The sequence below is a fragment of the Nonomuraea sp. NPDC002799 genome (assembly GCF_053592075.1).
The window spans coordinates 37,036-50,083 of the sequence record NZ_JBSFVA010000041.1; the positions used below are offsets into that span (position 1 = coordinate 37,036).

9 protein-coding genes are annotated in these 13,048 nt (G+C 71.0%); 7 read left to right on the top strand and 2 right to left on the bottom strand.

Annotated elements, in window-relative coordinates; translation table 11 throughout:
• Positions 1-160: 160 nt before the first annotated feature.
• Both ACWD0F_RS43620 and ACWD0F_RS43625 read right to left on the bottom strand, forming a co-directional pair.
• Entirely contained in the window at positions 161-838 is a 678-nt protein-coding gene (locus tag ACWD0F_RS43620) for a response regulator (RefSeq protein ID WP_449887735.1), read from the bottom strand.
• Positions 835-2,247 carry a histidine kinase gene (locus ACWD0F_RS43625; protein WP_449887737.1) on the bottom strand — a complete coding sequence of 471 codons (1,413 nt, stop codon included), beginning with the start codon at positions 2,245-2,247 and terminating at the stop codon, positions 835-837. The genes ACWD0F_RS43620 and ACWD0F_RS43625 overlap by 4 nt, the downstream gene beginning before the upstream one ends.
• 250 nt (positions 2,248-2,497) lie before the next feature.
• Between ACWD0F_RS43625 and ACWD0F_RS43630 the strand changes: the two genes are divergently transcribed.
• From ACWD0F_RS43630 to ACWD0F_RS43660, 7 genes are all read left to right on the top strand, one after another.
• Complete coding sequence (locus ACWD0F_RS43630; RefSeq protein ID WP_449887739.1) at positions 2,498-3,706, top strand: alpha/beta hydrolase family protein; 1,209 nt, start codon at positions 2,498-2,500, stop codon at positions 3,704-3,706.
• A 124-nt stretch (positions 3,707-3,830) separates the two neighbouring features.
• Positions 3,831-4,106 carry a hypothetical protein gene (locus ACWD0F_RS43635; protein WP_449887741.1) on the top strand — a complete coding sequence of 92 codons (276 nt, stop codon included), beginning with the start codon at positions 3,831-3,833 and terminating at the stop codon, positions 4,104-4,106.
• Positions 4,107-4,233: 127 nt separating this feature from the next.
• On the top strand, positions 4,234-5,199 hold the full coding sequence (locus tag ACWD0F_RS43640) for a HEAT repeat domain-containing protein (RefSeq protein WP_449887743.1): 966 nt from the start codon (positions 4,234-4,236) through the stop codon (positions 5,197-5,199).
• Positions 5,200-5,355: 156 nt separating this feature from the next.
• Entirely contained in the window at positions 5,356-10,419 is a 5,064-nt protein-coding gene (locus ACWD0F_RS43645; protein ID WP_449887745.1) for a phosphotransferase, read from the top strand.
• 7 nt (positions 10,420-10,426) lie between these two features.
• Positions 10,427-11,599, top strand: a complete 1,173-nt coding sequence (locus tag ACWD0F_RS43650; RefSeq protein WP_449887747.1) for an outer membrane protein assembly factor BamB family protein — start codon at positions 10,427-10,429, stop codon at positions 11,597-11,599.
• Positions 11,600-11,709: 110 nt separating this feature from the next.
• Positions 11,710-12,093 carry a peptidase inhibitor family I36 protein gene (locus tag ACWD0F_RS43655; RefSeq protein ID WP_449887749.1) on the top strand — a complete coding sequence of 128 codons (384 nt, stop codon included), beginning with the start codon at positions 11,710-11,712 and terminating at the stop codon, positions 12,091-12,093.
• Positions 12,094-12,111: 18 nt separating this feature from the next.
• Positions 12,112-13,035 carry a hypothetical protein gene (locus ACWD0F_RS43660; protein ID WP_449887751.1) on the top strand — a complete coding sequence of 308 codons (924 nt, stop codon included), beginning with the start codon at positions 12,112-12,114 and terminating at the stop codon, positions 13,033-13,035.
• Positions 13,036-13,048: the final 13 nt, after the last annotated feature.

A 13,048-nucleotide genomic window follows, 5' to 3' on the forward strand; every position in this document is an offset into this window, starting at 1 on the left:
TTCATGGACGTCGCCGCGGTCGTAGCGGCCGTTCTCATCGGTGCCCTCGGGCCGAAATTCCTGATGGCTGCTCATCGCCTCCTCCGGGAGGAGATCATCACGATCGGTGTGTGCCACCCGCAGGCCCAGCTTTACCCGAGCCGGCACCCGGCCCAGCCGTTCAGTCGGTGCCCGACGGACGGCCCGGGGAGATCAGGCCGGTCTCGTAGGCGAGGACGACGGCCTGGACGCGGTCGCGCAGGCCGAGTTTGGCCAGGATGCGGGCCACATGGGTCTTCACGGTCGTCGCGCTGAGGCCCAGCCGGTCGGCGAGCTCGGCGTTGCTCAGCCCGGTGGCGAGCAGGCGCAGCACCTCCAGCTCGCGCGGCGTCAGCTCGGCCAGGTCGCCGTGGAGGGCGGCCCTGGCGTCGTCCCGCCGGGCGAACCGCTCCACCAGCCGGCGGGTGATCGTCGGCGCCAGCAGGGCATCGCCGGAGCGGACCAGGCGGACCGCCGCCACCAGGTGTTCGGGGGTAACGTCCTTGAGCAGGAAGCCACTGGCCCCGGCGGTGAGCGCGGCGTAGACGTAGTGGTCGAGATCGTAGGTGGTCAGGATGAGGACGCGAGTCTCGGTCGCGCCGCCGCTCACGATCCGGCGGGTGGCTTCGATGCCGTCCATCTGTGGCATCCGGATGTCCATGAGGACGACGTCAGGTCTGCTACGCCGGACCGCGGCGATCGCCTCCGCCCCGTCGGCCGCCTCCGCCACCACGTCGATACCGTCGGCGGTGAGGATCATCCGGAACCCGGTCCGTACCAGCGCCTGGTCGTCGGCGATGACGGCGCGCAGCGGGCTCATACGGCGCTCCAGGGGATGCGGGCCTTGAGCCGGTAGCCGCCGCCGGTCCGGCGCGCGGCGTCCAGCGTTCCGCCGTAGAGGGCGAGCCGCTCGCGCAGCCCGATCAGTCCGCGGCCGTTGCCGGTCCGCGACTGCGCCGTACGCGTGCCGCCGGTGTCGGTGACCTCGATCTCCAGGCAGTCGCCGTGCTGGCCGATCACGACGGACGCCACCGCCCCCGAGGCGTGCTTCATCGTGTTGGTCAACGCCTCCTGTACGACCCGGTAGACGGCCAGATCGACTCCCGGGGAAAGGGGGCGGTGCGGCGACGAGATCTCGGCGTCCACCTGCACCCCTGCGGCGCGGACCCGTTCGATGAGGTCATCGAGCTGGTCGAGCCCTGGCTGCGGTTCGAGACCGTCGCCCGGCGCGTCGGCGCTCCCGCTTTCCTGGCCGGCGAGCAGGCCCATGACGTTGCGCAGCTCGGCCATGGCGGCCCGGCCGCTGGCCTCGATCGCGATCAGGGCCTCCTTGGACAACTCCGGCCGCACGTCCATCACCTTGCGGGCGGCACCGGCCTGGATCACCATCACGCTGACATTGTGGGTCACCACGTCGTGGAGTTCGCCCGCGATCCGGGAGCGTTCGGCCTGGATCGCCTTGCGCATGGCGTCCTCCTGGTCCTGCTGCAACTCGGCGAGCCGGATGCGGCTGTGCCGCCAGCGCCGTACGAAGCTGGCCAGAACTCCGGCGCTGAGCAGGACGACGTAGGGCCCCAGCCAGCTCGGGAGGCTGGGCAGGCTGGGCGCGATGTCCCGGTCGACCGCGCCGGCGAGCACGGCGGCGACCAGGAGGCAGGCCACCGCGGGCACCCGGTTACGGCTGTGGGCGATGGCGCTGTAGGCGGCGATCGCGGCGGTCAGCACGGTGATCCACGTCTCGCCGCCGTTCGTGGCCAGTGTCGCGGCCACTACCAGCCCGAAGGTGGTCAGGGGGTAGCGGCGGCGAGCCACCAGCGGGAGCGCGGTGAGGGCCACGAGGAGCAGCGGCGGGTCGTACCCGTGCCTGATCTGGTCGGGCTCGATCGGCTGGGACGGGTCCTGGCCGGGCTGCTGGGTGACGGTGCCCAGGTCCGGAACCGCCGGGATTTCCGGGACCGCGGGGATCTCCGGGACTGCCGGTGGCTGCGGGGTGGGTGCGGTCTGGAGGGCCGGCCGGAGCCGCAGCACGTCGAGCACCGGGCGCGGCTCCTCACCGTACCGGTGAGAGCTCTGCAGGCTCGTCGCCGCGAACACCGCCGCGACGGCGAGGACGGTTGCGAGCAGCGCGTCGGCGATGAGCACCCGGCGGGCCTGCCGCGCGCTGGGCATCTCCGGGCGCAGCAGATCGAACAGGTACTGCCACCAAGGCCGGCGTTCATCCGCTGTCACCGGCACATTATCGCCAATGCCCGAACCGTTACGCATCGTCCCGTTTGACCAGAGACGGGGTTCGCGGGGAGTACATCGCAAGGATGACGCCGCTGCGGATCGTTCCCGGGGTGCAGCGGATGTCGGCGCGACGGCCGATGTGCGCACGGATCGGCCTCGCCTAGCTTCGTTCCCGCCCCCAGGCCGCCACCGGGCTTCCCCCCGCCGGCGCGGCCACCCCGAGCGGAAGAACGGACACCTCATGCGTCGCGTGACCACCAAACGGTACGGCGGCACGCTCGCCCTCGCCGGCCTGCTCGCCTTCACGGGAGCCGCGTCCCTGGCCGCCATCCCCGCTGTCCCGGCCCACGCCGCCACCCCCGCCCACGCCGTCACCTCGGCGGCCGGCGTGCCGGTCCTGCCCAAGCCCACCGGCTCCCACCCCGTGGGCACCACGTCCATCTACCTGAAGGACACCTCCCGCCCGGACCCCTGGGTCCCCTCGGTGAAGGCGCGGGAGCTCATGGTCTCCCTGTGGTACCCGGCGAAGTCACCGGGCCGTGACCGGGCGCGGTACATGACGCCGAAGGAGTCGGAACTCCTCCTCAAGGACGGGGAGATCACCGGTGTTCCGGTCGACGTGCTCAGTAAGACACGCACCAACGCGTTCACCGACGCGCGACCGGACGGCCGCAAGCGCAGCCTGCCCCTCGTGGTGCTCTCTCCCGGTTTCAGCAAGCCCCGGAGCACATTGACCGCCCTCGCCGAGGACCTCGCGAGCAGGGGGTACGTGGTGGCCGCCATCGACCACACGTACGAGAACGTCGCCACCACTTTCCCCGACGGACGAGTCACCACCTGCGTCCCCTGCGAAGGTGAGCGTGAGCCGTCCATGTTCACGAAGTTGTCGAAGGGCCGGGCGGCCGACGTCTCCTTCGTGCTCGACCAGCTGACCGCGTCGAAGCCGAAGTGGAAGGGCGCCGCGCTGATCGACCCGTCCCGCATGGGGATGGCCGGCCACTCGGCGGGCGGCGCCGCCGTCATCGCCGCGATGATCAAGGACTCCCGGCTCCGCGCCGGAATCGACATCGACGGCACCACGGACGAGGGGATCCTGGACAGCGCGTTCAAGCGGCCGTTCATGTTCCTGGGCAAGCCCGCCACGTACACCCCCGGCGCCGGCGGCCCCGCCGACACCTGGGAGCGCGACTGGAAGCTCATGACCGGCTGGAAGCGCTGGCTCCTGCTGACCGGGGCGGCGCATGAGTCCTTCACCGACGTCATGCTCCTGGTGGACCAGCTCGGCCTCGACGGCGGGGCCAAGGTGCCCGGGGCGCGTTCCCTGGCGACCACCCGTGCGTACGTCCGCGCCTTCTTCGACCTGCACCTCCTGAAGAAGCCGCAAACCCTGCTGGACAAGCCGTCGGCAAGCTACCCCGAGATCACCTTCTGCACTCCGGAGAAGAAGGCATGTAAGTGATCTCGCCCCTTTGCGTTGAATGGGGAGAGTCGCGACCGCTTCCGGACTCATCGGCCCCGGCTCGGGGATGTGCAGGTCGATGGCGGTGCCACGGCGCTGGTACTGCAGCCGGCCCAGCTCGTAGATGCCGCCGCGCGCGTGCAGCGTCAGCCGGCCGCCGCTGGCCGAGCTCCTCGTCGCCGACCCCGGCGTGATCGTCCATCTGGAGCGCTCGCGTGAGGTGGGTGAGGTCGAGCAGGTGCTGGAGCGGCTCGGTCTGGCGGACGTGACCGAGCCGGCGGGCCTTCTCTCCCGTTCGGTACGGCTGTCGCCCGTACCGTCCCGGCTGGTCTACCTCATCGAGGACGGCCCGCGAGCCGTTCGGCGCGACCTGCCTCAGAAAGCCGCCAGTCCGCTCTGACCTGCGAGAAAGGGCTGCCCATACCGGCCGGCAGAAGGGCTCCACCTCGTGTCGGGGTCCTCTTCCTTCGGACTCAGGCGGCACACTGGTCTGGTCACGCCGCGTCGCGCGACCCGGTGTGATCACGATGAGTCGCAGGGTGAGGCTGGTGGCCATGGCGCGTTCGGCGGAGTTCCAGGAGTTCCTGGCCGGGGTGGACACGCCCGTGGCGTTCACCCGCGACTCCCTCGACGAGATCCCCGGCATCGCGGCGTTCTCCCTGCTGGAGGGCGCGGAACGAACCGAGGCGGAGGACATCCTCATCGCCAGGCTGGCCGGGAACGACGGCCGGGTGGCGACCGCCCTCGCCGACGCCGGCTGCGTCCGCGCCATTCCCGCGCTCATCGAGGCGACCACCGAAGCGGCGGCGCCCACCATGCGGGTCTTCGCGGCCAGGGCGCTCCTCAGGTTGGACGACTACGCGGGCCGCGCCGCTCTGGTGCGGATGCTGCGCACGCATGACGGCAGCGGAACCGACCGGGGCAGCGCCGCCCGGCTGCTGGCCGAGTTCCCGGACCCGGACAAGGAACTCCTGCTGGAAGTGGCGTCGGCCGATCCGGACAGTGCCGCCCGGTCGGAGGCGACCGACACCCTGCTGACCGTGGTGGGCCTGGACGGCGAGGAGACGGCGCTGGGCGAGGTGCTGCTGAGCATCGGCGGCCGGCTGCTGTCGTCGCTGCCGGCCGTGCGCAACGAGGCGGTCGCCGAACTGCGCGCGATCCTGGCCGAGTGGGAGGCGGGCAAGACCGCCGAGGAGCTGGGGCTGACCTGGCGCGCCGATCCGAAGAACCGGCCGTTGCACCGGTTCATCGAGAGCCTCGACAGCACCAGAGCCGACCTCCGCACCGAGGGCCTGGGGGAGTTGACCGGCCGCGAACGCACCCTTGTGGAGAACCTCGTCCTGCTTCGTCTGCACGCCGATCGCCGCGCGGTCCGGGCCGCGGGCCGGCTGGGCGTCCGCCGGGCGATCGAGCCGCTGCGCGAACTGCTCGGCTCGGCCACCGGTCACGCACGGGAGGAAATCCGGTCCGTCCTGGACAGCCTGACGAAGTGAACGTTCCTGCGACACCGCTGTGACGCCCGGATCGCGGTGCCGCAACGAGCGCCGTGCCATCCTGATGGCTTCCTGGCTCCTGACCAGCGAGGGCGCTGGATGCCTGCTCCCGTTAAAGCCCGCGGTCCACGACCGCCCGCACCGGCCGTGTCGCCGATGGTGGACCAGCGCCGGGCGGACCCCCGAGGCGCGATGGGCGCGGGCTCACCGGTCGTCGCCCACGCACGGCGGGGCGTGGGCAACGCGGCGGTGACGGCGGCGATGGGCGGCCTGCCGCGCGGCGCCGAGCCGAGACCGCCGGCGTGGCTGGCGCAGATGCTGCTGGCCGGCCAGAACCTGGTGGGCAACCAGGCCGTCGCGACCCGGGCGGGCGTGACTCAGGCCGGCGCACCCGTGCGCGTGCCTCCCGAGCCCGCCCCTTCCGCGCAGACGCCTCCAGTGCCCACCCCCGGCCAGAAGGACCTGGCCGGGCGGGACACCTCGACGGCCGAGCGCCCGGACCGGGGTGCGAAGGAGAAGGCCGCCGGCCCGCGTTCGCCGGGCGCGGACCCGAAGTTCCAGGCGCTGACGAAGGACGTCGGCGCGAAAAAGCGAGCGGTCGGCTCCAGCCACCCGCCCGCGACCGTGGAGGCGGGTTCGGCGCAGGCCGCGGCGGAGCCACCGGCCGACGACCGCGAGGCCCGCGGCAAGGTGACCCACGCCGCGGACATGGAGGCCGCCCAGCCCAAGGAGTTCGACAAGCAGACCTTCATCGACGCGGTCAAGAAGGCGATCGCCGACCGCGCCCCGAAGAACCTTGACGAGGCGGACAAGTTCGGCGAGTCGGGCAAGGCCGAGGAAGTGAAAAGCGAGGTCCAGGGCAAGGTAGGCGCGGGCAAGGACGCCTCCGCACGCGAGATCGCCGAGACGACCGCGCAGGTCCCGGCGCCGGCGCCGGACGCCAAACAGGTCGTGCCGATGACCCCGGACAAGCCGCCCGGCAAACCGGGCACGCCGCACCCGGCCCAGGCCACCCCGGACGCGCTGCCCCGCTCGGCCACCGACATGTCGGCCGGCCCGGCCCAGGTCGACCGGCAGATGGCGCAGGCGAAGGTCACCGAGCCGCAACTGTCGTTCCAGAACGCGCGGGAGCCGGCCTTCGACCAGGCGGTGCGTGAGAAGAAGACGATGGAAGCGCACTCGTCGGCGGCGCCGAGGAAACTCCGCGCCGGCGAGTCCCGCGAGCTCGCCCAGGTCAAGAACACCGCCGCGGCGCAGGGCTCGGCCGCGATGGCCGGCATCCACGCCACCCGGGTCACCACGGGCAAGCAGGTGGGCACCGGCAAGACCGGCGCCAAGACCCGCGACGAGGACCAGCGCCGGCAGGTCACCGACCTGCTGCAGAAGGTGTTCGACCAGACCAAGGGCGACGTCGAGAAGATCCTGACCGACCTGGGCGAGCAGGTGGACGCCGACTTCACCACGAAGGAGAAGCGCGCCCGCGACCGCTTCACCACCGAGCACGAGGAGGGCATGCGCCGCTACAAGGACGAGCGGTACGGCGGCTGGGACGGCTGGCTCCGCTGGGGCCGGGACCTGTTCGCGGGCCTGCCGGAAGAGGCCAACCGGATCTACGAGCGCGCCCGCGACACCTACCTGACGGCGATGAACCAGATCATCTCCGACATCGCCGACACGGTGGAGCGCGAACTCAAACGCGCCAAGGACCGCATCGCGACCGGCCGCAAGGACCTCAAGACGGCGGTGGACAAGCTCCCGGCCGACCTGAAAGCCATCGGCAGGGAGGCGGCGACCGAGTTCGAGGGCAAGTTCGACGAGCTGAAGGACACGGTCAACGACAAGGGCACCGAACTCGTCGACACCCTGGCCACCCGCTACACCGACGCCGTCAAGGCGGTCGATGAGGAGGTGGCGGCCGAGAAGGAGAAGAACAAGGGCCTGGTCGCCAAGGCCGCCGACGCCATCGGCGGCGCGATCAAGACCATCATGGAGCTCGGCCGCATGCTGATGGGCGTGCTGCGCAAGGCCGTGACCGCGATCGGCGCGATCCTCCAAGACCCGATCGGGTTCCTCGGCAACCTGGTCACCGGTGTCGGCGGCGGCCTGAAGTTGTTCGCCAAGAACGCCGGCCGGCACCTGCAGGCAGGCGTGCTGGCCTGGTTGATGGGCACCGCCGCGGCAGCCGGGCTGCAACTGCCGCTCACGTTCGACGTCCTCGGCATCCTGACCCTGATCGCCGCGATGCTCGGCCTGTCGTGGCCGAACATCCGCGCCCGCCTCGCCCGCCGCGTCCCCGACGAGGCCCTCACCGCCGCCGAAACGGCCGTTCCGCTGGTCTCCCAGGTCAAACGCCGAGGTGTGGCCGGCATGTGGGAGGACCTGAAGACCCGCGTCGGCGACCTGAAGAAGAGCCTGATCAGCAACCTGGTCTCCTATCTGCTGCCCACCATCGTCATCGCCGGCATCACCTGGATCGTGTCGCTGTTCAACCCCGCCTCGGCGTTCATCCGCGCCTGCAAGATGATCATCGACATCATCCGCTTCATCGTCACCAACGCCCGCCAGATCATCGACTTCGTCAACGCCGTCCTCGACGCCGTCATCGCCATCGCCCGCGGCGGCACCGGCGGCGTGCCCGCCCTGGTCGAACGCGCCCTGGCCCGCTCCATCCCCGTCCTCATCGGCGCCCTGGCCGCGCTGCTGGGGATCGGCGGCATCGCCGGCCGGGTCCGCCAGATCTTCCAGAATCTCGCCCGCCCGGTCAACCGCGCCATCGACCGGGTGATCGACAAGATCATCGGCCTGATCAGAGCACTCTGGTCGAAGACCAAACCCAGGCCGAAGCCCCGCAGGCCCGAGCGCGTCACGGACGGCCGCCCGGCCACCCCACCACGCAGGCCCCGCGTGGCCGATCGGCGCAGACCTCCGAGGAGAACAGACCGGCGCAAGAAGGACGAACGGGCGCCGGCTCGGCACCATCGGAAACTCATGGCCGCACTCCGCGAGGCGGGCCGGCTGGCGGACCGCACCGCCGGTGACGCCGACGCCGTGCGGCGCGGGCTTCCCGCGATCAGAGCCCGGCGCCGCCTGACGCTGCTGACCGTGGCCGTTCACCCCAAGTCCGGCGCCGCCGTGCTCTTCATCTTCGACGGGGCGATCAACCCGCGCGCCAAGTTCGAGCACCTGGCGACCGACCAGTACCTGCACGACGCGCAGCAAGCCTTCAAGAAGACGAACCGCGCGTTCGCCATCGACGACATGCCCGGCCCGATGGGCGACATCGTGCCAGGACTGACGAAAGTCCTTCGATTGGGTGCGACGCAGGCGCGCAGGTACGCCGGCAAGTGGGTCAGTGAGGGCAAGCTCACCACGAAGACCACGGCGCGGGGCCGTGTGGTCTACAGCTTCGTCCACCTGACCGACGTCCATCTGCGGGTTCCGTACGACCATCCGGAGCGCCCCAGGTGGATGGCCGGTGCGGCGAAGATCAACCTGTCTGCGGCACGGGCGGCCCGCCTGTGGTACCTGATCATCGCGGGCATGCGCGACAAGAAGCCGGCGCACTTCGAGACCGTCGCGGACGCGCTGATGGCGGGCATGCGGATCCCGCCGAAGAAGGGCGCGCTCTGGTCGAAGGGCGAGGATCTCAGCGACTACGCCATCAGCCTGGGGTTCGTGACGCTGGAGGCACAGGAGTTCTACCACGTCACGAAGGGGCTGGTCCTGCTCGACGACTGGAACACCGTCCGCCCGGTGTGGCAGGCGTTCTCCGTCCGCTACGCGAGCCGGCTGCGCAAGGAGATCCACATCTTCCTGCGGCGGTACGCGACCGGTTCGGTGCTGGTCGACATCGAGCTGCCCGCGGTACGCGAGACCATGAAGGCGTCGCGACGGCCCATCGCCTTGAAGTACCACGGCATGGAGTGGGGCGATGACCCGCAACGCGTACTGAAGGAACCGGTCCCCGGCTACTGGCGCGAACTGAGGCGCGACGGAACGCCGCTCGGCCCGCGTCAGCAGCAGATCCTGGACGAGAACGGCGCCAAGGCCGCGACCAGCGTGGCACAACGGCGCTTCCTCACCAGCCAGGCGTCGAAGCGCGCGGCCGGGACCCGGACGGCGACGGGCGGCGTCGACCCGGACGCCCTTCGCCGGTTGCTCGATTCGCTGCCGGTGGTGCCGCGGGCGGAGGCGGCGATGAGACGGTTCGCGCGAAACGCCGTCAATGCCACCGGTGACGTCACCCTGGTTCCCGTCGGCGGCGGGTTCTCCGGCGCGCCGGTGTTGCGGATCCTCGATGCCAGGAACACCCTTCTCGGCGTCTTGAAGATCTTCCCGAGCCAGGAGCAGTTCGCCATGGAGTTGTCAGCACTGGTCCGGTTGGGCAGGGTGCGCATCGTGGGCGGCCGGGCGGTGTCCGCCCTGGGCGTCGCACGTACGGCGAGGCGCCCGGGAGCCGCCGGCATGGTGGTCCTGAGCGCGGCCCCCGGCCGGGACGTCGAGGGGATGATGCGCGACACCGGAGCCGCTCCGGCGGGTCCTGAACGCCGAAGAGGGATGCGCGACCTGCGTGCGGCGGTCGCGGGGATCGCACGCACGCTCGCCGGGCTGCACACCGCCCCCGCAGGCTCCGGTGGCGCGGTCGCACCCGCGTTCCTCCAGCGGCACCTCGACGACATGCTCCGCAGAAGGTCCCAGCTGACCGCACTCCGCGCTGAGCTGGCCGGCGTGGGGATCGACGTGGCCGAGCTGCAGGCGCGGATCGACACGCTGGTCGCCCGGTTCCGGGCCCGTCCCGGTGGGTCGGCTATGGTGCACGGGGACGCGCATCCCGGCAACTACTTCTTCAGCCCGGCGACCGGGGTCACCATGATCGACACCACGACGCTGCACTTCTCCATCGACGCCCGTGGCCGGCCCATCGGCGCTCCTTCGCGCGATGTCGCCAACTTCGCCCAGCAGGTGGCGCACTACAGCGTTGACCTCAAACTGACCCCTGCCGAGACAGCCCAGCTCCAGAGCGTCTTCCGGCGGGCCTACGTCGCCGCCGGCGGCACCGGCACGACCCCGGAGGCGGACGCGTTCTTCCGTGCCAGGACCTCACTCGGCTGGTTGACGAGGGCGATGAACGAGCTGCGAACCGGCGGGCCGGGCACCCTCGACGACGCGCAGCGGAGCCACATCGACCTGGCCAAGGAAGCGTTCGGACTCAGGAGGTGATCCAGCGGTGACAGGCGTCGACGGCGGGGCGTGGCCGGCACCCCTGGGAAACGGCGCCAACACCCGGACCTCCCGCGTCCCGCTGTCGGGAAAAGCACAGGTGCGGTGGCGGGTCACCCTTCCCCACCGCCACGTCACCGGCATCTCGGTCGCGGCGAGCGGAAGGTGTTTCGTCACCTCGGATCGCGGCATCGTCGCGCTGGACGGCCCGGCGCTCAGGTGGACGGTCGACACCGCCGCACCCCGAGGTTGCCTCCTGCTCGGCGCTGACCTGCTGGTCGCGGCCGAGACCGGCGGGCTGGTCGTGCGCGACCAGCGAACCGGCTCGATCGTCTCCGAGATCGACGCGACCCCCCTCTCCGATCCGGCGCCGCTGGCGAACGGCCTCCTGGTGTTCCTGGCCTCGCGACAGGGCGAATCCGTGCTCCGCGCCACCACGCTGACCGGCCAGGTGCGCTGGGAGGTCCAGTCGCCCGCCTTGTCGTATCCTCCGCTCGTGCTGCACGATCAGGTGATCGTCACCGAAGGCACCGTCGTGCGTGCCTTCGATCAGGATGGCGGTCCGGCGTGGAGCGCCGGCCGGCACGAGTTCCGGACGGCACCCGGCGTGGTGGATCAGCCGCAGGAGCCGGGTGCGGTGGACGGGCCGCTTGTCGGGCTGCCCAGCGGGAACGTCCTCGTTCCCATCAGGGCCGACGACGTGATGGGCTACCTGGTGGTCGACCCGCGGCAAGGTGACGTCCAGGCGGTGCCCGCGCACCTGCGGCCAGGAGCACCGGTGGTTCCGCTCCGCGACCCCTCGACCGGGCGAGAGCTGCTCGTCCTGCCCGGCTGGCCGGAAACCGACGAGTACGGCGAGTCGCGGCCGACCGTGACGGTCGTGGACATCAGCTCCGGAACCGTCGTCCTGCACCATCGTGTGCCCAGCGCCGTCCACAACATGGTGGCCGGCGTCACGGGACTGGTGGCCGTCGCGGGCAGCCCGTCCTGGGATCGCTGGTCTCAGTATCACGGGTGGCCCGGCTTCGACCTGCGGGACGACTGCTACGTGCTCTTCCTCGACCAGGACGGGATCCGCGCCGAGTGGAAACCCGGCGAGCCCATCACCGGTCCGCTCGCCGTCGGCGCCGACGGCGAGATTCTCGTCCCGCTCTCCGGCGACCTGGTCAGCCTGGCCTGACAGCCGCACCGCCCAAGGCCGCCCTGTCCGAACTGGCGAACCGGTGGCATATTTGACGATCACCTGTCATGATCTTGGGCAAATTACGCTCAGCCGAAAATGAGGTCGTCATGAAGAGATCGACGGTACGCAGAGCCGGTGTCGTGGTGCTGGCCCTGACCAGCCTGATGGGGGTGAGCGTCACCGCGCAGGCCGACGCGCAGCGGCTCGCCAGCTCCTGCGGCGCCAGCTTCTGCCTGTACGAGCACGACGACTACGCCGGCGCCGAACAGGAGTTCCTCTTCACCTCCAACAACACGTGCGCCAACGTCAGCACGCTGAACAACAAGGCCAGCTCCATGAGGAACCCTTCGGCCGGCCGGATCCAGTTCTACAACAGCGCCAACTGCTCGGGTTCCTACGGCTACGCGGCCGCCCCGAAGTCGGCGGACAGCGACCTGACGAACAACGGCTTCGACAACCTGACGAGCTCCGTGAAGCGTGTCAGCCCGTAGCGCCTACCAGCCGGGGCCGTGGCGCTGATGTCCGTCCGGTCGTGGGGAGCGGTCGCGGTCCTCCTGACCGCGGTGACGGCCTGTTCGGAACCGCCGCCCCCGGTGCCGCCGCCCGGCGTGGCGGCGCGCGAGCTCACTGTGCCCTTCGACCGGTACAACTTCTCCCCGGCGGACATCTCGATCATCGAGAACGCCGAGGACCTGCTCGTCCGGGAGTGCATGCGGGGCAGGGGCCTGGCGTGGGAGACGCTGCCGGTGGCGGCGGAGAGCGACCTGGAGCCGCCCAACCGCCGTCGCTACGGTGTCGTCGAACCGGAGATAGCGCGCCTGTACGGTTATCACGTCGCTCCTGAGCGCCCCTCGGTGGCCCGGCGGGTCGCGGCACGTGAGAGCCGTGCCGCACATCTGCCGGAGAAGGAGCGGCAGGCCGTCTACGACGAGACCGGCGGCTGCCTGCGACAGGCGCGGGACCGCATCGAGCAGGGGGCGCCGCAGGTCGACACGGCGCTGTTCAACAAGCTCATCACGCAGACGTTCGAGCAGTCCCGGCGAGATGCGAAGGTCGTCCAGATCTTCCAGTCCTGGAGCGCGTGCATGCGTGCCGAGGGCCTGCGCTATGCCGACCCGCTCGCCGCCATCACCGACCAGCGGTGGCTGGGAGACGGCCCGCCCACGCGGGAGGAGCTCCGCGCGGCCCAGGCGGACGTGCGGTGCAAGGCGGCGACCGGTCTCGTGTCCGTCTGGTCCGCCGCCGAGGAACGTATCCAGGGCGATGCCGTCCGCGCGCACCCCGAGGAGTTCGAGGCGCTGAAGGCGGCGAAGGACCGGCAGATCGAGGCCGCCCTCAGGCTCGCCGGGGCTGTCGAACCCGGGGTTTCCGCAGCTCACGGCGGTAGTCGATCGCCGGCGGCGCTGAATGGCTTCCGGCCGGGTGGGTATTAACCGGCATTACGTC